Below are 21585 nucleotides of genomic sequence, written 5' to 3'. Positions count from 1 at the left end.
CTACCATGTTAACTATTAAAAATTTAACCAAACATTTTGATAACCGGACCATTATTGATCACTTAAATTTAGAAATTCCAGAGGGTAAAATTTTAACGATTGTTGGTCCTTCAGGCGGCGGAAAAACCACTTTACTTCGTTGTTTGGCTGGTTTAGAAACCATTGATTCTGGCGAGCTTTTGTTGGATGGTGTTCCTTTCAATCCTGCTGAAATGGACAATGCCGATCAAGTGGTTGGGGTCGTTTTCCAGGACTTCCAACTTTTCCCTCACTTATCAGTTTTAGAAAATATTACCTTAGCACCTACATTAGTACTAAAAGAAGAAAAAGCAAAAAGTCAGCAAGAAGCTTTAGAATTACTGGAAAAATTGGGCTTGGCTGGTAAAGAAAAACTCTATCCGTACCAACTTTCTGGTGGACAAAAACAACGAGTTGCACTTGCTCGTGCCTTAGCAATGAAGCCAAAAGTTCTTGGGTACGATGAACCAACGAGCGCGCTAGATCCAGCTTTACGCCAACAAGTGGAAGAAGTTATTTTAGATTTACGGAAACAAGGCATGACACAGATTGTCGTGACCCACGATATGGCTTTCGCTGAAAAAATTGCAGACAATCTTTTGACGGTTGCCCCCGTCCAATAGAAAGGAGTTTATGATGAAAAAGAAATATTCTTTAGCCTTGCTGGTTATCTGTTGTAGTTTACTCCTATTTGCAGGTTGTGGTAAAAGAAAAAGCAACGAAGATCAATGGACACGGATTAACGAAGAAAAACGGATTATTATTGGCTTAGATGACTCCTTTGTGCCCATGGGTTTTCAAGATAAATCAGGCAAAATTGTCGGCTTTGATGTCGACTTAGCCAAAGCGGTTTTTAAACTTTATGGCATTTCCGTTGACTTCCAACCGATTGATTGGTCTATGAAAGAAACAGAATTACAAAATCAAACCATTGATCTTATTTGGAACGGCTACACTAAAACGAGCGAGCGGGCCGAAAAAGTTCAATTCACACAACCTTACATGACGAACGACCAAGTACTTGTTTCTTTAAAAGAAAAAAACATTGCAACAGCGAGCGACATGCAAGGCAAAATTTTAGGGGTTCAAAATGGCTCTTCTGGCTATGATGGCTTCGAAAGTCAGCCTGACGTTTTGAAAAAATTTGTTAAAGACCAAACACCTATTTTATATGACGGCTTTAATGAAGCTTTCTTAGATTTAAAATCTGGCCGAATTGATGGGCTCCTAATTGATCGCGTCTACGCCAACTACTATCTTTCCCACGAAGATAATTTAAAAAACTATACTATTTCTCATGTCGGCTATGACAATGAAGATTTTGCTGTGGGCGTCCGCAAATCAGACAATCAATTAGTCCAAAAAATCAATACTGCCTTTGAAACGTTACGAAAAGATGGCACCCTTAGTAAAATTTCTCAAAAATGGTTTGGAGAGGATGTTACAAATAACACAAAAATAAACTAAATAACGAATAAAAAGGTGTACTGCTGACTTAGTACACCTTTTTATTTGAATCAAATTCTTAGCAAATTCTAACTTATGAAGAACTTTTATTTTTGCTACACTAGTAAAAGTCGAGAGAATTTGTCCTTTTCTGCCTAGAACAATCATTACTCTCAATAAATGAAAGGAGAAAAAAATGCCTACTAATAAAAAAGAAGGAATGCTTTTTACTACGTTAATGTGCTTTCTGATGGTTTTCGGAATGAGCACCTATAATTTATTATTGCATGGAGAATTTTCATTGTACGTCTTATCAAAAGGTTTGCTTCCTGGATTTATCGTTGCTTTTATTTTAGACGTTTTCATCGTTGGTGTCTTAGCTAAGAAAATCGCTTTTTCTTTACCCTTTAATAAAGAAAAACGGCTATTACTTATTCTGACCATTTCGAGTCTCATGATTATCGGCATGGTGACTTGTATGTCTTTATTTGGCTTATTAATGGAAGGCCAGACATTGTCACTAAGTGCGTATTTCCAAGCTTGGGGCCTGAACTTTATTGTTGCCCTTCCTTATCAATTGCTGATTGTCGGTCCCTTTTCACGTATGATCTTAACCAATTACCAACAACGACAAACTTAGAAAATAGATTTTCATTATTTATTAACTTTTACTATACAAAAAAGAAGTGAAAAAATGTAATACGCCTCCAAAATTAGAACAAAAATCTAACTTTGGAGGCGTATTTAAACTAGCAAATTATGATTATACATTCAAAAACAAAGTAGTAAAAGCTTATCAAAATGGAGAATAGAGGCTATCAAACACTGGACAAAGCAATTTAATATCTCTTCATATTCCACTGGACAAAAATGAGTCAAAATAGTAGAAAAATTTGGTTTTAAAGTCCTTCATCAAAAAACTTGCCAATATTACTCTTCAAAATTCAAGCAAGATATTATAACACTATTATTTAACTACTCTTGAACCTTGTCTAGTTGTTGCGTTGAAGTAAAGAGGATTACCTGATTATCTTACAATCAAAAAAATCTGCTGTATGATGTGTAAACCACTCCTAATCAAAAACTGCCAACGGATACACCTGAATTTAAGCATTCGAAACATAATCAAAACGGAACAGCCTAATTAAGAATGATGCTCTAGCTGAATCCTTTTCTTGATTTGTTTAATGATAAAGTTTTGTCCTTTCCATATTGCTAAACACTCGAATATAAAAGCGATTCTTGACAAAAGAAATTAATAAATTGATTTCCTCTAATTATCAGCGAAGCAAAACGAAACTTCGGTTCAGTGTTCAATACTGTAAACGGTTCATTTCATAAAAATACCGACTAGATTTCTCCAGCCGGTATTCGAGCTCAATTTTGTATTTTACTAAAAAATTCTATTTTTTAATTTAGACTTCTTCTTCAATAATAAAACGTGGTCGCCCCTTAACTTCGGAATAAATTTTACCAATATATTCGCCCACAATAGACAGACTGATTAATTGAATTCCCCCTAAAAACCAGATACTGATGATAAGAGAAGACCAACCAGCTTCAACATTTCCTGTAAAATGTTGTATCAAACTATAAATCATATAAAAGATACCAATTAATAAAGTAATAAACCCTATGTTTCTAACCATTTTTATTGGTACAATTGAAAAGGAAGTAATGCCTTCCATAGCAAAATTAAGCATTTTTTTTAGCGGATATTTTGACTCACCAGCTACTCGAATATTTCTTGAATAATAAACTTTTGTACTAGGAAATCCAACTAATGGAACCATCCCTCTTAAAAATAAGTTTTCTTCTTTAAAAGTTAGTAATACCTTAGTCGCCCGATTGCTCATCAAACGAAAATCTGCATGGTTTGGTACGGTATTCACACCTAGTTTATTCATAAATGAATAAAACATTTCTGCAGTTTTTCTTTTGAACGCGGTATCTGTATCACGGTTACTACGAACGCCATAAACAACATCGTTTCCATCATGATAAGCATCAATCATTCCCTCAATTGCCTCGACATCATCTTGTAAATCTGCATCAATCGTAACAATCATATCTGCAAATTGAACCGCTGTCGTCATACCAGCTAAAAGTGCATTTTGGTGACCAAAGTTGCGACTAAATTTAAGACCTTTAAAATGTTCTTCTTGTTCAGATAGTCTTTTAATAATAGCCCATGTTTTATCTTTACTACCATCATCCACAAACAAAATGGAACTTTCTGTACTTACTTTATTCTTAGCAATCATTCGTTTTAAAAAATCCAACAATACCTTGCTGGAAATAGGTAGTACTTCCTCTTCATTATAACATGGTACTACTATAAAAAGTTTTGACATTTTCTTTTTTCCTCCTATTAGTTGCTGTTAACACACTTTCCCATCCAATTGCTGAAAGTAAATAGAAAAATGGTAAAAATTGAATTAAATAGCGTGAGCGACCACCTTCAAATAATAGTAGAAACATCATAGCTCCAATAATAGTAAGCTTTATGATAATTTCTCTATATGAAATTTGTTTTTTATCAAAGGAGACCGTTGTTAAGTACATACCAAATAACGTAAATATCCATAAAATTTGCATATAAAAACGGAGTGTCCGTGTTCTTTTTCCTTGCTGATAGTAAAAATCTCTGAAAAAACTCTGAAATTTAGATTTAGATTTATTTTCTGGTTTTTGAGGAGTTCCATCGCTTCCCCAACCAAAATCACCACGATCAGTATTATTAAAATGCTTTTTGATAATAAATTTCAGATAACCACCTACTCCATAATCTTGAAGTCTTTTTTTTATTGTCTTCCCTGCATACTCTTTCCTTTCCTTAGTTGTTTTGAGCTTACTCATGGTTGATACATCTTGTGAGTTATAACCGCCACTTCCAGTTAAACCCATCATCATCCAATGTGTCATAGGGAATTGTTTTTCTTTATCATATTGAATAACCGTCTGTTGATTTTTATAAATAGTAAATGTAGTTACTGAACTTACCATTCCTATAACAAATAAACAAACACTGAGTATGTTAACATATTTCCTGTTTTTTTTGTAATTTGCAACAAAAATTACTATAAATACTATTGTCCAAGCAATTAAAAATATAATTGCAGAAGGTTTAATCAAAAAGGTAATTCCACATAATATCCCTAAAAAAAGAATACATATAAAATGATGTTTATTCTTTTTTCCAAGAAAAGAATAAACCAATAGTACTAAAGAAACAAGCATAAAGGAAAGACTATCAGTATAAAGAACTAATAACCATGGTGATAATGTTAGACTAAACATAGATAGATATAAAACTAGATAACTAACTCTTTTCGAAAAAAGTCTATTAGCTGCTACTGTTAATACACCTATACCCGTATCTAAAACAACGATATTCAATAACTGCCAAAAAAGCCATGTATTACCAATATTAGGAGAAAAGTGATTTACTAAATTAATAATTCCCAACATTAAAAAAAAGAAAAAAGAATTATTAGGATACATCGATAAATAATTGCTAATGGATTCATTGGTTACATCTAAGTTTTTTAGCCCATTAAAAATACTACCAACATCCCAACCAATTGGGGCGGTAGTTACTGCTACAATAATTATTTGGAAAACAACTGTAATGGTAATCAATATAAATGTTATTTTTTTCAGATGTTTTTTCAAAAAAAATATCATATTCTCAAAAAAAATAAGGAATCTTTTTCTATAATAGCTAGAAACTATCAACATTGTCATAGCAACTATTATAAATAGAATACAAATCAGGTGAGACGCTTTTAATTCTGACAAGTTTAAATTATCGGATTGAACAGCTCCAAAAATAGTCAATAAAATGACTATTGAACTGACTATATTTATCAATTTAAAAATTGAATTTTCTATTTTCATTATCTTTATCCTTTCTCATAAACCTCCAAATAGAATACACTAACAATTAAAAAAATTTCTTATTTTTATAAAAAATAAATAATGCAAGGAAATTGTAACATGAAATATCCTATTCATTCTTATATAAATTTCCGATAGTCTCTAGCTAGAAACTATCGGAAATTTCATATGAGTATAAATGAATATTACTAGTTAGTATTAAAATATATAACTTAATTTGCAACAATATTTACTAATTTATCTGGAACAGCAATCACTTTGCGCACTGTTTTTCCTTCAATAAATTCTTTAACAGCTTCATGGTTCATTGCAATTTGTTCTAATTCTTCTTTGCTTAACCCACGAGCGACATTTTGTTTGCCACGTAATTTTCCGTTCACTTGGAAAACTACTTCCACTTCATCTTCTACTAAGGCTGCTTCATCATAGGTTGGCCAAGGGACATAAGTTAAACTTTCCTCGTTACCTAAAATTTGCCATAGTTCTTCACCAATATGTGGCGCGATTGGCGCAAGTAATTGGACAAATCCTTCCACATATTCATAAGGTAAGGCATCCACTTTATTGGCTTCATTCACAAAAACCATTAATTGAGAAATCGCTGTATTAAAGTGCAAGTTTGCCATATCTTCTGTCACTTTTTTAACCGTTTGGTGATAAACTTTCGTTAAACGGCCATCATTAATTGTGGTAATTCGGTCACGCATTTTGCCTTCTTCATCAACAATCAGACGCCAAACGCGATCTAAGAATTTACGACTTCCTTCTAAGCCATTTTCATTCCAAGCAATGGAAGCATCTAATGGGCCCATGAACATTTCATAAAGACGTAACGTATCCGCACCATATTTAGCCACCACATCATCGGGATTTACAACATTGCCACGTGATTTAGACATTTTTTCGTTGTTTTCTCCTAAAATCATACCTTGGTTGTATAATTTTTGGAAAGGTTCTTTGGTAGGAACCACACCAATATCATATAAGAATTTATGCCAAAAACGAGCATAAAGTAAATGCAACACCGCATGTTCGGCACCACCAATATAGATATCAACTGGTAACCAACGTTTTAATTTTTCAAAATCAGCAATTTCATTTTTATTATGAGGATCAATGAATCGTAAGTAATACCAAGAGCTTCCAGCCCATTGTGGCATAGTATTCGTTTCACGTTTTCCCTTCATACCAGTTTCAGGGTCGACGACATTGACCCATTCATCAATGTTTGCTAATGGCGATTCCCCAGTTCCACTTGGGCGAATATCCGATGTTACTGGTAAACGTAGAGGTAACTCAGATTCAGGAACCGTTGTGGTTGTTCCATCTTCCCAATGGATCACAGGAATTGGTTCACCCCAGTAGCGTTGACGAGAGAATAACCAGTCACGTAAACGATAAGATACTTCTTTTTTCCCTACGTGATTTTCTTCTAGCCACTCATTCATTTTAGCGATGGCTTCTGCTTTGTTTAATCCATTTAAGAAATCAGAATTGATATGCGGTCCATCCCCTGTATAGGCTTCTGTTGTAATGTCGCCACCTGCGATTACTGGTAGGATATCAATGCCAAATGTTTTCGCAAATTCGTAATCCCGTTCATCATGCGCTGGGACCGCCATGATTGCGCCTGTGCCATAGCTTGCTAAAACATAATCGCCAATCCAAATTGGAATTTCTTGGCCATTGACCGGGTTTATAGCATACGCACCTGTGAAAATACCTGTTTTTTCTTTTGCTAAATCCGTTCTATTTAGATCAGATTTTTTTGAGGTTTCTTCAATATATGCTTCTACAGCTGCTGTTTGTTCAGGTGTCGTAATTTTTTTCACTAGTTCTAGTTCAGGAGCTAGAACAGTATAGGTTGCACCGAACAAGGTATCAGGACGGGTTGTAAACACCGTGAAACTTTCTTCTGTACCAGCGACTTTAAAGGTCACATTGGCTCCTTCAGAACGTCCAATCCAATTTCGTTGCATATCTTTAATACTTTCTGGCCAATCAACAAGCTCTAAATCTTCTAATAAGCGATCTGCATAAGCAGTAATTTTCAGCATCCATTGACGCATTGGTCGGCGAACCACGTCATAACCGCCACGTTCACTTTTTCCATCAATGACTTCTTCATTTGAAATAACAGTTCCTAGTTCAGGTACCCAGTTAACCGCAACTTCTGCTTCATAAGCTAACCCTTTTTCATATAATTTTGTAAATATCCATTGTGTCCATTTGTAATATTCAGGGTCAGTGGTATTAATTTCACGATTCCAATCATAGCTGAATCCTAGTGAATTAATTTGGCGACGGAATGTTTCGATATTTTTCTTAGTAAATTCAGCTGGGTCATTCCCTGTGTCTAACGCATATTGCTCTGCTGGCAAACCAAACGCATCCCAGCCCATTGGATGCAAAACATTATAGCCTTGCGCACGTTTCATACGTGAAAGAATATCGGTTGCTGTATAGCCTTCCGGGTGACCTACGTGTAAGCCTTGTCCAGATGGATAGGGAAACATATCTAGTGCATAAAATTTTTCTTTATTTGGGTCGTCCAATGTATTGAAACAATTGTTCTTAGCCCAATATTTTTGCCATTTTTTCTCAATCTCTTTGTGATTGTAGCTCATGTTATTCCTCCTAGTAATATAAAATTTTTCATTCTTAAAATTTGCCACCTGCAGCCATTGTCACTATTCTGACTTAAACTAGCCACTTAGTGATAAAAAAAAGTCCTATAGGAAAAATTCCTATAGGACGTGAACATACAAATGCAACGTGGTACCACCTAAATTCGTCAAAGAAACGGTCAGTCACCGTCACCTTAACCTCAAACGTCTTAACGATCGTCACCGACTTTTCCTACTTGGTTTGTTCAAAAAAGTAACTTAAAGGCGAGTTCAAAAGCTTCTGTACGTATTTCCACCAGCCATACGCTCTCTATCACATGGTTCTTTCTACTATTCCTTCTCATTGTTTTTTTCTATTACAAGACTCATGTTACCAAAGATAGCTATTTTTTTCAATCTTAAATTAACCAACTTTTAAAGTTTGACCAATATAAATTGTATCCCCGCTTAAGCCATTTAATTGTTTGATTTTTTGGATGCTGATTCCGTATTGCATTGATAAGCCCCAAAGTGAATCACCGCTTTTAACTGTATGGCGTTTGCCTGATGCACTATTTGTTGAAGAAGCATTGCCACCTGCAGAAGCGCCTTTTTTCACGATGATTGTTTGACCAGCAAAAATTAAATCGCCTTTGATCCCGTTCCATGAACGTAGATTAGCAACACTCACGCCAAACTGTGCAGAAATTTTATTCAACGTATCGCCTGATTTAATCGTGTAAGATGTTGTCGCACCGCCACCATTATTCGTAGGCTTGTTCGTATTCGTTGAACCTGAGTTAGCGCCTTTTTTCACGATAATCTTTTGACCAGCAAAAATCAAACTACCGCTGATGTTATTCCAGGCTTGTAAGTTAGCCACACTAACACCGAATTGTGCAGAAATTTTGTTCAAGGTATCCCCTGATTTAATCGTGTAGTACGTATTCGTTCCTGATTGATTATTGTTAGAACCACCATTGCTTGAGCCGCCGGTGTTACCTGAAGTACCTTTTTTCACAATAATTTTTTGACCAGCGAAGATTAAATCGCCAGAGATGCCGTTCCATGAACGTAAATTAGCAACGCTCACACCATATTGCGCGGCAATTTTGTTCAAGGTATCGCCTGATTTAATTGTGTAATACGTATTCGTTCCTGATTGATTATTGTTAGAACCACCGCTGCCTGAGCCACCAGTGTTACCTGAAGCACCTTTTTTCACGATGAGCTTTTGACCAACGAAAATTAAATCGCCAGAGATGCCATTCCATGAGCGTAAATTAGCAACGCTCACGCCATATTGCGCGGCAATTTTATTCAAGGTATCCCCTGATTTTACAGTATAGTACGTGTTCGTTCCTGATTGATTATTGTTAGAACCACCGTTGCCTGAGCCACCAGTGTTACCTGAAGCACCTTTTTTCACGATGAGCTTTTGACCAACGAAAATTAAATCGCCAGAGATGCCATTCCATGAGCGTAAATTAGCAACGCTCACACCATATTGCGCGGCAATTTTATTCAAGGTATCTCCTGATTTTACAGTATAGTACGTGTTCGTTCCTGATTGATTGTTCGAGCCGCCTGTTCCTGGATTAACTGTTCCGCCCCCAGTATTTCCACCAGAAGATGGTGTATCATATTGAGTTAAGTTATATGCGGTAATGACATTATTTAATTTAGCATTGTAGCTAGGATCTGTCGCATAACGACCTGTTAACCAAGCAGTTGCATCGCGGTACGAACTTGTATTGCTTTTCCAAGCCCCAGCATAATAGTAAACGCCCGCTTGGAAAGAAGTTGTTTTTAGCACGTGCGCATTATCTTGGAATGATTCCATGTAAGAAGGATATTTACGGAAAGGTTCTTTTTTCACTAACCATTTACCGTTTAAATATTCCCATGTATCCATATAGACAGATTGTCCATTGTAGCTGCCTTTAATCCCAAATAAGTTATAGTTTGGTGCCTTAGATAGCGTACTTGCTCCCCAACCACTTTCAACGATTGCTTGAGCCATCATCACTGATGCATATAAATCATTGGCTTGCGCAATAGGTTGTGCACAACGAGCTAACTCGGCAATAAATTCTGAAGGACTTTGCGTCGGTGATAACGCTGAAAAAGTTTGCGCAGAAGCTACTCTAGCTTCTGGTACTTTTACTTCATCATCGGGTGTAACCGCAGGCGCTGCTTCAGACTCGGTTGCTGAAGGAGCTACTGGCGTAATTTCTGCTACTGAAGAATCAGTCGTTCCTGATTCCACAGGTGTAGTTGAATCAGCTGTTGGTTGCTCGGTACTTGGTGTTGTTGGTGTTTCTTTTGATGATTCAGTTGTCGATTCAGTCGTTGTTGACGAATCCGTTGTCGGTTGTTCCGTAGTTCCTGGCGTAGTTTCTGTTGTTGGTGTCTCTACTAAGCCAGTTTCCGTAGTAGGTGCTTGGGCAACTTCCGCATTTGTTGGCTGCTCTTCTGTTGCCTCAGCAGTCACTGGTAGTAACGCAACGGGCGTTCCTACAGATGAAACAATTAACGCCGAGCTGAATAAAGTAGTGCTCTTCTTCCATTGTACTGGCGTTTTCTTTCTTTGTTGTGCTTTCCTTCTTTCGATACGTGACATTGATTCTTTCTTCATTGATACGTCCCCAACTTTCCTTTTTTAACTTATATGTAAATGTAATTTTTTAGTTTTGTTATTATAACAAGTATACCTTTTTTTCTGGCGAATTAAAAACACTTCAACAAAATTTCATATTACTGTAACTAGATTGTAAAGAAGTAATGTTTTTTAACATGGATTTCCTCTCTTGTTACTACTCGGAAAAAAACTGCGACTTTAGTTGTAGACGCTTCTTTACCTTAGTCTGATTTTTTTAATTCCTCTTGTTATTCGCTCAAAAAGAAATTATAGTTTAAGATGAGAAATGAATCGTGTAGAAAGAGGGAGCGGAATGAATAAAGAACATTTTATTATTGAGCTGAAAATTTATTTAAAAGCATTAAATCCAAAAGATCAAGCTATTATTCTTGCGAAATACAAGGCGTTATTTGATGCTCGTGTTGCGGAAGGCGAAACAGAAGAACAAGTGGCAAAATCATTGGGGAAACCACGGGTTATCGCAGAAGAAATTTTAAAAGAACAAGGCATCGAATTGACGGAACGAAAAATTGAAAATAATGGCTGGCAAGAAATTCCAGCGTCTACACCTGCTTATGATCATCCCTATGAAGAAGAATCTGAATTTTACTATGATAATGATTCTCCATACTATCAACGACCACAGCATCGGCCACTAACCCGATTTTTCCAAGTGCTTGGTATTTTCTGTTTAAATTTTTTCTTCATGTTTTGGGTTATTTTAGGGATTGCCTTAATGTACGTCGGTTGTGGTATTGCCGGAGCTGCAACTTTATTTTCACCAATTTATGGTATTTATAGTGTTATTACCCAAGCAAATGCCGCTTCCTTTTTCCAATTATCTATGAGTCTCTTTTTATTTGGTGCATCAATCATTGGTTGGTTACTGTTTCTACCAATTTTAAAATTTTCAGCACATGTCTTTAAGCGTTATTTCCAATGGAACATTGCTGTTTTACGAGGTGATATCTAATGAAAAAAACAACAGGGATTCTCTTATCCATTGCTGTCTTAGCGATGCTAATTGGTGGATCTGGCGCCGTCTATTATTACAAGCAAGCGGAAAAATCAGTCACACCGCTAAAAGAAAGTTATACACTAAAAAATAAACAAGCAGGCGAAGAACTTCACTTATCCTTAAAAGGCAAAGGCCCTTATACCATTTATAAAACTGATAGTAACAAAATGGGATTACGATCACCGAATAATGCCTTTTATTCAAAAGCTGAAGGCACCTTAGATGTCAAAGAAGAAAAAAATAAAATAACAGCAACCATCAATACCACTCGCACACAAAACCAACCCGAATTGTCATTCTTTAATATTGGTATTTTTAGTGACTTCACACCGAACGTGAGTGTCCAGATTCCTAATAATGTGAAAAAGTTAGTAATTGATGGCTCAACCCATTCACAAGTTTCATTGAATGCTTTTAACGTAGACGAATTAACAACTAATCTACCAAATTCTTATGTTAGTCTATCGGGTGTTAAAGCCAAAAAAATGACGCTTAACTCTTCAGATGGTATCTACCTTTCAGCGGATACTTCCGCTAAAAAAGCAACAGTTGAAACCACTGACGGCGATATAACGTTGGATTCAGCCTATTTCGATGAAATCAAAAATACTACTATTTCTGGTGATATTCGAGTGCAAAATGCTCGTGGAAACATCCAAGCAACAACGACAGATGGCGATATTAGCGTCTATGATTTCAAAGGAGAAGCTAACTTTTCAAGTGAAAATGGTGATTTTTCTTTAGACATGCCTGCTGTGCCTAAAAAATTAACTGTCGCTCTTGTCCATGGAGATATTTATGTAAATTCTGGAGAAATTTTGCGTAACATTTCAATCAAAGGGGAATCAAAATTAGGCGATGTTCAACTTTTAAACAAAGAGCGAACATCTTATAAGAATGGTCGTGCGGATACAGAGTTTAACCTTTCTAGCGAATTCGGCGATATTACCGTTGATACTCCTGATGATGATAATCAATAAACATGGCCATTTAAAAAAGTTCTGGCACCACAATGAGAGATTGTGCTGCCAGAACTTTTTTAATATCTGTATCCCCTCCAAATCAGGCAATGAAATTATCTTTTAATTTTTTACCCTTTTGATGGTATAATACGGATTGTTGCGATTAAATTTTGAAAGGATTTTTTATGAAAAACAAACTTTATTATCAATTTGCAGGTAGTTGTTTTCTTTTAGTATTTATGTTTTTAGGCTACGTTGTTCGTTTTTATCCAACCTGGCTCAAAGGCTTTGATCAAACGATTACTTCCTTTGTTCGTCGTCCTTTTCCACAGCTAAATAACTTTTTTATTTGGTACACCAAATTTGCCAATTCATTGACGATTATCATCTTAGCGATTGTTGTCATTGCTCTATTTATTGTTTGGAAATATTATGCTGAAGCATTATGGCTCTTTATTAATACTGCCTTAATTGCTGGCGTAGGTAATTCTTTATTAAAATTATTCTTTATGCGCCAACGTCCTACTTTGGAGCATTTAGTAACTGAACATACGTATAGTTTTCCTAGCGGACATGCTGTAGGAAGTACCTTGTTCTACGGCACTATTTTATTGATTCTGCCAATTTTCATTAAAAATAAAACGGTCCGCCTTTGTGTGCAAATTTTACTAGGTATTGGGATTTTCATGATTGGGGTTAGTCGAATCTATTTAGGTGTCCATTTCCCTAGCGATATATTAGGTGGTTTTTGTCTTGGTTTAACTTGGTTGTTATTAAGTTACCCTATTTATTTAGAAAAACGCTTTGTTTGGCGATTTCAAAGCAAACAACGCTAGAAAGAAGTCTTGATTATGCAAATTTTTCCTTATTCAGATGATCCAAATAAACGCTATCACACTTGGAACTATGCACTTCGTCAACAGTTTGGTGAAAAGATTTTTAAAGTGCCAATTGATGGTGGCTTTGATTGCCCCAATCGTGATGGGACGGTTGCCAAAGGTGGTTGTACGTTCTGTAGTGTTTCTGGCTCAGGCGACATGATTGTTGCACCTAGCGATCCCCTGCCGCTTCAATTTCAAAAAGAAATCCAATTGATGCATCAAAAATGGCCAACTGTCGATCAATACATTGTTTACTTCCAAAATTTCACCAATACACATGCGCCCGTTGACGTTATTCGTCATCGGTTTGAACAAGTAGTCAATGAAAAAGGTGTCGTTGGTTTATCCATTGGTACCCGTCCTGATTGTTTGCCTGATGAGGTGGTGAACTATTTAGCTGAATTAAACGAACGCTTTTATTTATGGGTAGAGTTGGGTTTGCAAACCACGTTTGAGGAAACTAGCGCTGCCATTAATCGCGCTCATGATTATCAAACATATCTAGATGGTGTGGCTAAATTACGGAAACACGGGATTCGAGTCTGTACACATTTAATTAACGGGCTACCTGGTGAAACCCCCGCCATGATGCGTGAAAATGTGCGGCGAACTATTCAGGATTCAGATATCCAAGGGATTAAACTGCACTTACTTCATTTAATGACAAATACCAAAATGATGCGGGATTATAATGAAGGACGCTTACAATTGATGAGTAAAGAAGCCTATGTTTCAGTGATTTGTGATCAGTTAGAAATGATTCCACCCGAAATTGTTATTCATCGCTTGACAGGCGATGCTCCCTTTGAAACAATTATCGGACCGATGTGGAGCTTGAAAAAATGGGAAGTTCTCAATGCGATTGATGCGGAAATGAAACGCCGCAACAGTTATCAAGGAAAATATACTGTCATTTCAGGAAAGGAAGTTTTCAATTAATGCTACAAACAGCCCTACATTTTAGTCACCAACTTTTAAAAGAAGTGGTGGAACCTGGCGACTTCGTCATTGATGCAACAATGGGAAATGGTCATGATACAGCATTCTTAGCAGAGCTGGTTGGCCCTTCTGGTGAAGTTTTCGCCTTTGATATCCAAAAAGAAGCGTTGATCAATACAGAACAAAAGTTAACAGAACTTAATTTACTCCCACAAACTACGTTATTTCCATTAGGACATGAACATCTTCATGCTGTCCTAGATGAAGAAACAGAAATCACTGCCGCTATTTTTAACTTAGGCTATTTACCTAAAAGTAATAAGGAAATTATTACAAAACCCACTACGACTAAACAGGCGTTAGATGGGTTACTGCCTCATTTGGTAAAAGGAAGTCGCATTATTTTAGTCGTTTATTATGGCCACGAAGGTGGTTCAGAGGAACTTGATTTGGTCACGAATTACACGCAAGCCTTACCACAAGATGTTTACAGTGTCTTACGTTATGAGTTTATTAATCAAAAAAATCAGCCACCTGTTCTTTTCTGTATTGAAAAGAAATAAGAGAACATGATCGGATTGCTCCAGCAATCCGATCATGTTCTCTTTTATTTGTTTTGTTACTCTGTCAATTCACCATCACGAATACGAACCACTCGATCACAGTATTTCAACAAACGCTCATCATGTGTCACCATGATAATCCCTTTATCTTTCTCTTTGGCCTCTTTCGCTAGTAATTGGACAACATCAAATGCCTTTTCTGTATCTAAACTAGCCGTTGGTTCATCTGCCAAAATTACGTCTGGCTCATGATACAATGCACACGCAATGGCTACCCGTTGTCTTTCCCCACCAGAGAGATCACGAGGATAACTATTTCGTAATTCTTTTAACCCCAACGTCTCTAACAATTGCTCTTTTAATTCACTATTTTTACGTGACTTATCAACTTTTTCAATTAAGTGAAATTGATCTTCCACTGTTAAAAATGGCACCAAATTAGAGCTTTGTAAAATAAAGCCGATTTTTTGAAAACGTTGCGCCAAACGTTGCTTCTTCGTTAACTTATTTAGTGATTGCCCGCCAACAATGACTTCACCACTTGTCGGTGCCTGTAAACCAGCTGCAATCGTTAAAAAGGTACTTTTACCAGAACCAGAAGGACCAATTACTGCGACAAATTCACCTGGCTGAACCGCAAAAGATAATTCTTTTAACGCGATCACTTCTGTATGTTTTTCACCATATTTTTTATAAATATTTTTCATTTCTAAAACATTTGCCATGTCTTTAACCTCCAATCGCGATTAACGGATCAATTTTAGCAATCGTTCGAATTGAAAATGCCCCGCCAATTAATGCAGATAAAATCAATAGTACACTAAACAAAATCATGCGTGGTCCATTAGTTGCATAAGGCATCGCTTCTGGTAAAAAGAGCACGGTAATTCCAGTTAAAGCAAGACCAATCGCCACTCCTAGAACAGCCAATAAAGCGGTTTGTAGCATGACTGCCTTTGCTAAGAAACTAGTCGGCACCCCTTGAACTTTTAAGACACCGAACATTGCTGTTTTCTGTAAAGTCATCACAAAGATAAAAATACCGATAATGAACGCTGCAATCACAATCAAGAAATAAATCATGCCATCCAAGGTCAAGTTTTGAGCGCTGTATCCTGGCAGTTTTTCAATAAAATCTGAAATTGAAAGAACTTGGCTGTCTTTATTAGTCGTTTTAACTTCCGCGTTGTCCTTGCTGCGAACAATGAAACCATTAACCATTTTGGCCATTGCTGGATTGTCACCATATTTAATTGACCGCCAAGTATCCAGAGAAGTGTAAATAACCGGCACAATGTTATAGCTACTTTTAGAAATAAAGCCGACAATTTCTAATTGCTCATCATATTTCCCTGCAGTTAATTTGTCGCCAATTTTAAATCCTTGATTTTTCAATGTTTCTGAAGCAATCACTTGATTTTTATCAGTAAATGCGTTTCCTTCAATCACTTTTGGCATTAAAAAACTTTCTTTTTCAATCCCAAATAAGCTAACATTCGTTAATTCAGCCTTTTTGTCATCTGCTGGGCGGATAGCTAACGACTGTTGACCAATCGGTGCAATTTTGCCTCCTGAAATCGTTTCTTTCACGTTTTCATCTAACACTGATACATTTAAATTACTATTGGCCTCTTTTGATAAAACCACTTGATTCGCTTGCCATTGATCTACCGCTAAACGATTTCCTTGAGCTAAACCGTTCGCTAAACCTGACAAAATAAAAATTAACCAAGCAATCAAGACCATTACTAAGACTACAAGGACGTACCGTCCTTTTGAATACTTCATTTCATTAAATCCTAAAAACATGAATGGTTCACCTCTTTCTTCTTTTCGAAATAAACTATATCACTTATCAATCGATAAATCAATAATTATTTATCGATTGATAAATGAATTTTACAAAAAAATAGAGAAGTCTGTTTTTCAACAGGGCTTCTCTATTTTTTATTTGTGACTTTTCAAAACGCCATGTAGCATAAATTGAATAAATTTTTTGACATCGTCATCCACTGTTTTTCGCTGGTACGTTTTTTCAATACTTAATAATGCACTAACGTTATATAAAATAAACCGAGTTGCATCATCTACACTGATGCCCTCTTGTAAGCAATTGGTTTCAGGTTCACTTTCAAAAATAGCCGCAATATTATTGATATAGGTTTTTTTGAAAATTTGATACAGCGTACGATTGTAATCAGGGCCCATTTCTTGAAACATATCGTTCAACATTAAGAAAAGATTGGTCGGATGTTCATCTAACAAAACTTTGATTAATTGATAAAGTTTTTCTTCTACTGATGCATTTCCAGAAACAATTGGGACTAATTCTTCCTGAACACGGGACGTTAATTCTTCAATCACAGCTAAATACAGTTCTTTTTTATTTTTAAAATGGTGATAGAGATTCGGTTGGGTAATGTTCGCTTTTAAAGCAATTTCACGAGTGGAGGTATTTTTGAACCCCTTTGTCATGAATAATTCAGAAGCGACAGACAAAATAATTTGCCGTGTACGTTCTAAATCAGCTTTGCGTTTATTTGGCTTTTCCATGGTTTTCTCGCCCCCTGCTGCTTTTTATTTTAGCATATTCTCCGGCAAGAAACGAGAGACCTTTATACAAAAAACGAAAAATATACAATCAATGTGCCTACTATTTGGAGAAGAATCGCGCAATAATACCACCGCTGCAAATGTATCAGCCAGCCTTTTTCGCCCCCAAGATAAATCAACCACTGCAGTCCATATAAAAAACTATTAGCCAACAACCAAAAAAGTAGTGCCGATTTTGTCCATCGATTCTCTCTGAATACACTCAGTACAAATAAAGTATTTAGCACCAAAAACGTTCGCCGTAATTGCCGTACATTCCTCATTTTTTCCATTGACATTTCTCCTTTTTCTATTTAGCATAGCAAAAAGAGCCTGGGACAAAAATCACTTTGAATTTTTGTTCCAGGCTTAAAAATTGATAAATGGCGGGAAAAGAAGCAACTCCTTCGGAAATAAGTCGAAATTCTCCAAAAATTATAGAACAATTTTCGGAAATTCCTTCTTATTTCTCGGAGTTAAACACTTCTGTCCCGACCTCTTTCAACTTATTCAAAAACAAATTGATTTTTATAAAGTTCCGCATAGAATCCATCTTGTTCAACTAGTTCATGGTGATTGCCTTCTTCAATGACTTCACCGTCTCGTAAAACAATAATCCGATCCGCATTTAGAATCGTTTTCAAACGATGGGCAATCACAAAACTGGTACGCCCTTTAATTGCTTCGTCCATCGCTTTTTGGATTTTGGCTTCTGTTACTGTATCAACATTACTTGTTGCTTCATCCAAAATTAATAATTCTGGATTGGTAATAATCGTTCGTGCAATACTTACTAATTGCTTTTGCCCCGTACTGAAAAGGTTATTCTCTTCCGTAATCTCAGTATCGTAGCCTTGCTCAAGATTTACAATAAATTCATGGATATTCGCTTGTTTCGCTGCTTGAACAATTTCTTCATCCGTGGCCTCTGGCTTACCAAAAGCAATATTCTCACGAATTGTTCCTGAAAATAGAACGGACTCTTGCAAAACAATACCTACATGTGAACGCAAGCTATCTAAATCCATTTCACGAATGTCCACACCATCAAACGTCACGGCGCCTTCATTCACATCATAAAAGCGATTCATTAAATTCATAATCGTTGTTTTTCCTGAGCCTGTCGGTCCGACTAAAGCGACCATTTCACCTTTATCCACATGAATAGAAACATCTTTCAACACAGGCGTTTCTGGATTATAGCCAAAAACAACATGATTTAAAGCCACAGCTTTGTTAATCTCTTCTAATTTTTCGCCATTTTCGGGACGAATTTCATCTGGTTCATCAAACATCTCATTTAAACGACGAGCGCCTGTAACAGCTAATTGAATCATGCTATAACCTGAAGAAATTTGCATCAATGGTTGATAATATTGTTGGGAATATTGGACAAACATAACGACTAAACCTAGCGCAGCGGCACGATCAACAGAGCCATTGATTGCTAACCAACCACCAAAGAAAATAACAATCGCCGTATTGACTAATGACATTCCTTGCATCATTGGGAAAAGTAATCCTGAATACACTTGACCTTTATACGTAGCTGCACGAACTTTTTCATTTTGCTCTAAAAAGCCGTCAATGGTTTCTTCTTGTAAGCCATTAGTGATAATCACACGTTGCCCACTAATTTTTTCATCCATATAGCCATTTAATTTACCCACTTCATCTTGCTGTAAATCGACATATTTGCGCGCCTTGCTAATCACAAAGACCGCAATTAAAATCGCAATCGGCGTAGAAGCAATTGTGGCCCATGCTAGTTCCACATTTTGACGGAACATCATGATTAAGACACCAACCAATAAGGCTATATTGGTTAATACTTGTAGTAACGCTTGGTTTAAACTGTTTTGGATGTTGTCTAAATCACTAGTAAAACGACTTAAAATTTCACCATCTTGATGAGAATCAAAGAAACGAATCGTCAATTTTTCTAATTTATTAAACAAACCAATCCGCATGCGGTTTGTCGATTTCCCCACGACTTGTGTAAAGAGAATACTATAAATGAAACTAGCGGCACTAGTTAAGACATAAAAAATGAGTAGTTTCCAAATGACAGAAACGAACGCACTTTTATCGTCTTTTCCTTGCATCACATTAACCGCATATTTCGCTAATTCCTGAATAGCTTCCCCAACGAATTGCGGCGCTTTGACTTGTAAATAAGTCGCTGCGAAAATTGCTAAGAAAATAAAGAGGAAAGAAACTTTGTAACGTTTTAAATAATGATAGAAAAATTTACTAGCTTTTATTAAATCAGTCATTAAGCTTCCTCCTTTCCTTTTTGAGTTTCGTAAATTTCTTGATATACGGGGTTCGTAGCTGCTAATTCTTCATGCGTGCCTTCCCCGACTAAACGTCCATTATCCAATACTAAAATACGATCTGCATGGACAACAGAAGAAATTTTTTGGGCAATAACGATCGTGGTAGTCTCTTTTAACTCTTTATCCAACGCTTCTCGGACTAACCGCTCCGAACGAGCATCCAACGCGCTGGTGCTATCATCTAAAATCAAAATTTTAGGCTCAGCAATCACACCTCTTGTAATTGATAACCGTTGTTTTTGTCCACCAGAAAAGTTATTACTCCGTTCTTCGACGGGTGCATCATAACCTTCTGCTAATTTTTCAATAAATTCCTTGGCTTGGGCGATGCCTGAAGCCCGTTCCATGTCCGCTTCAGAAGCGTCACGTTTACCATGGCGTAGATTTTGCGCAATCGTTCCAGAGAACAGGATTGCTTTTTGCAACACAAAGGAAACTGTTTTTCGTAAACTGTGTTCGTTCACTTCTCGTAAATCGACACCACCAACTTCAATCTTTCCTTCTGTCGGATCAAACAAACGTGGAATTAATTGTGCCAACGTAGATTTACCAGCACCAGTTGCACCCACAATCCCAATCATTTCACCTGGCTGAATAGAGAAAGAGATGTCTTTCAAGGTATCTTCTTCATCCCCAGGATAACGGAAAGATACGTGGTCAAACTCAACACTACCAATTAACTCTTGTTCTGGGACTTTTTTGTAGGTAACATCTGGTTCTGTTTCCATCACTTCTTTAATCCGCTTAATGGAAACAGCGGCACGAGAAGTCATCATCATCATCATTCCGCCGATAATAATCGCCATCATGATTTGCATTAAATAGTTCATAAAGGAAGCGACACCACCAATTAAAGTTGGATCATCCTTGACTAAGTTACTCACAAAGAAAATCGAGCCTACAACGGCTAAGTTCGCCACCAACATAAACGCTGGAATCATCACAGCAAATAAGCTACCTACGATTAAGTTATGGGTGGTTAATTCTTCACTCACTTTTGTAAAACGTGACAATTGATTTTTTTCTTGAACAAATGATTTGACGACACGAATGCCTAACAAATTTTCTTTTGCGATACCATTAATCTTATCAATCAAGTTTTGAATAATCATGAAATGCTTGCCCATTTGCGAAAAGGACAGCATAGAAATCAAAATAACTGCGATGACAAGTGCAACAATCACCCACCATAGTTGTGGCAAGGTTAGCATCGCTAAAATAAAACTCCCGATAAATAAAAAAGGAATTCTAAAAAGTGTCTGCAACGCAATCATAATGACATTTTGAATTTGAGTAACGTCATTTGTTAAACGAACAACTAAGTTACCTGCTGAAAATTTTTCGATATTGCCAAATGAAAAAGTTTGGATTTTGCGGAAAGTTGCTTCACGAATGTCAGCACTGACACCTTGGGCAACTTTGGCAGAAAAAATTGTATTAATAACCCCTGCAACGAGTCCTAATCCTGCAATGGCAATTAATTGAATCCCTAAGTTTTTCATTTTGTCGCTATCGTCATTCATAATTGCTTCCAACACTTGTTGTAACAATTTTGGTTGCCAAAGTGCTGAGACAACCATTACGATCACCGCCAACAAGGCAATAACTACCGAGCCTTTGTATTTTTTGGCGTGTTGAATAATAAGGTCCATCTTATCCCTACTTTCTTAAAATAGTTCC

Annotated in this window: 17 protein-coding genes and 1 other annotated feature; of the genes, 8 read left to right on the top strand and 9 right to left on the bottom strand. The window is 36.5% G+C overall.

The features are described from left to right. Nucleotides 1–5 precede the first annotated feature (5 nt). From IGL17_RS02710 to IGL17_RS02700, 3 genes are all read left to right on the top strand, one after another. A complete protein-coding gene (locus IGL17_RS02710; RefSeq protein ID WP_002355681.1) occupies nucleotides 6–641 on the top strand; it encodes an amino acid ABC transporter ATP-binding protein in 636 nt (211 codons plus the stop codon). Nucleotides 642–651: 10 nt separating this feature from the next. Further along, nucleotides 652–1485 (top strand): amino acid ABC transporter substrate-binding protein, encoded by an 834-nt coding sequence (locus IGL17_RS02705; RefSeq protein ID WP_002355679.1) that lies wholly within the window; start codon nucleotides 652–654, stop codon nucleotides 1483–1485. Nucleotides 1486–1660: 175 nt separating this feature from the next. Further along, nucleotides 1661–2104, top strand: a complete 444-nt coding sequence (locus IGL17_RS02700; protein WP_016618182.1) for a hypothetical protein — start codon at nucleotides 1661–1663, stop codon at nucleotides 2102–2104. Nucleotides 2105–2879: 775 nt separating this feature from the next. Here the strand turns inward: IGL17_RS02700 and IGL17_RS02695 are convergent. The 4 genes from IGL17_RS02695 to IGL17_RS02680 form a co-directional block, all read right to left on the bottom strand. Continuing rightward, nucleotides 2880–3818 (bottom strand): glycosyltransferase family 2 protein, encoded by a 939-nt coding sequence (locus IGL17_RS02695; protein WP_002376017.1) that lies wholly within the window; start codon nucleotides 3816–3818, stop codon nucleotides 2880–2882. Next, nucleotides 3784–5106 (bottom strand): hypothetical protein, encoded by a 1323-nt coding sequence (locus IGL17_RS02690; RefSeq protein WP_438839731.1) that lies wholly within the window; start codon nucleotides 5104–5106, stop codon nucleotides 3784–3786. The genes IGL17_RS02695 and IGL17_RS02690 overlap by 35 nt, the downstream gene beginning before the upstream one ends. A gap of 470 nt (nucleotides 5107–5576) precedes the next feature. After that, nucleotides 5577–7991, bottom strand: coding sequence for a leucine--tRNA ligase (leuS, locus tag IGL17_RS02685; RefSeq protein WP_025193340.1), 2415 nt, complete (start codon nucleotides 7989–7991; stop codon nucleotides 5577–5579). A gap of 120 nt (nucleotides 7992–8111) precedes the next feature. Next, nucleotides 8112–8344: a binding site (T-box leader), on the bottom strand. A gap of 50 nt (nucleotides 8345–8394) precedes the next feature. Beyond that, complete coding sequence (locus IGL17_RS02680) at nucleotides 8395–10608, bottom strand: autolysin (protein WP_048947686.1); 2214 nt, start codon at nucleotides 10606–10608, stop codon at nucleotides 8395–8397. Between the two features lie 316 nt (nucleotides 10609–10924). Here IGL17_RS02680 and IGL17_RS02675 point away from each other — a divergent pair, with 316 nt between their 5' ends. The 5 genes from IGL17_RS02675 (at nucleotide 10925) to IGL17_RS02655 (ending at nucleotide 14974) form a co-directional block, all read left to right on the top strand. Next, on the top strand, nucleotides 10925–11584 hold the full coding sequence (locus IGL17_RS02675) for a DUF1700 domain-containing protein (RefSeq protein WP_078126840.1): 660 nt from the start codon (nucleotides 10925–10927) through the stop codon (nucleotides 11582–11584). Then, nucleotides 11584–12609, top strand: coding sequence for a DUF4097 family beta strand repeat-containing protein (locus IGL17_RS02670; RefSeq protein ID WP_002366219.1), 1026 nt, complete (start codon nucleotides 11584–11586; stop codon nucleotides 12607–12609). Before IGL17_RS02675 ends, IGL17_RS02670 begins: the two co-directional genes overlap by 1 nt. Nucleotides 12610–12776: 167 nt before the next feature. Further along, nucleotides 12777–13427, top strand: a complete 651-nt coding sequence (locus tag IGL17_RS02665; RefSeq protein WP_016618218.1) for a phosphatase PAP2 family protein — start codon at nucleotides 12777–12779, stop codon at nucleotides 13425–13427. Nucleotides 13428–13442: 15 nt separating this feature from the next. Continuing rightward, on the top strand, nucleotides 13443–14411 hold the full coding sequence (locus IGL17_RS02660; RefSeq protein ID WP_002355668.1) for a TIGR01212 family radical SAM protein: 969 nt from the start codon (nucleotides 13443–13445) through the stop codon (nucleotides 14409–14411). Continuing rightward, nucleotides 14411–14974: a class I SAM-dependent methyltransferase gene (locus tag IGL17_RS02655; RefSeq protein ID WP_002368069.1), complete on the top strand. Its 564-nt coding sequence runs from the start codon at nucleotides 14411–14413 to the stop codon at nucleotides 14972–14974. Before IGL17_RS02660 ends, IGL17_RS02655 begins: the two co-directional genes overlap by 1 nt. A gap of 56 nt (nucleotides 14975–15030) precedes the next feature. Here IGL17_RS02655 and IGL17_RS02650 read toward each other — a convergent pair whose 3' ends face one another. The 5 genes from IGL17_RS02650 to erfC all read right to left on the bottom strand — a co-directional run bounded on the left by IGL17_RS02650 (nucleotide 15031) and on the right by erfC (nucleotide 21557). After that, nucleotides 15031–15699: an ABC transporter ATP-binding protein gene (locus IGL17_RS02650; RefSeq protein ID WP_002363221.1), complete on the bottom strand. Its 669-nt coding sequence runs from the start codon at nucleotides 15697–15699 to the stop codon at nucleotides 15031–15033. A gap of 4 nt (nucleotides 15700–15703) precedes the next feature. Continuing rightward, nucleotides 15704–16783 (bottom strand): ABC transporter permease, encoded by a 1080-nt coding sequence (locus tag IGL17_RS02645; protein ID WP_002355665.1) that lies wholly within the window; start codon nucleotides 16781–16783, stop codon nucleotides 15704–15706. A 138-nt stretch (nucleotides 16784–16921) separates the two neighbouring features. Continuing rightward, nucleotides 16922–17527, bottom strand: a complete 606-nt coding sequence (locus tag IGL17_RS02640; RefSeq protein ID WP_002355664.1) for a TetR/AcrR family transcriptional regulator — start codon at nucleotides 17525–17527, stop codon at nucleotides 16922–16924. 545 nt (nucleotides 17528–18072) lie between these two features. Next, entirely contained in the window at nucleotides 18073–19842 is a 1770-nt protein-coding gene (gene erfD, locus IGL17_RS02635; RefSeq protein ID WP_002358756.1) for a multidrug ABC transporter ATP-binding protein/permease ErfD, read from the bottom strand. Continuing rightward, nucleotides 19842–21557, bottom strand: a complete 1716-nt coding sequence (erfC, locus tag IGL17_RS02630; protein WP_016618222.1) for a multidrug ABC transporter ATP-binding protein/permease ErfC — start codon at nucleotides 21555–21557, stop codon at nucleotides 19842–19844. The genes erfD and erfC overlap by 1 nt, the downstream gene beginning before the upstream one ends. Nucleotides 21558–21585 lie beyond the last annotated feature (28 nt).

This window comes from Enterococcus sp. AZ088, from assembly GCF_051714845.1.
Lineage (GTDB): Bacteria > Bacillota > Bacilli > Lactobacillales > Enterococcaceae > Enterococcus > Enterococcus faecalis.
Note: the sequence above shows the minus strand (reverse complement) of the source record. Positions and strands in the feature narration are given on the sequence as shown.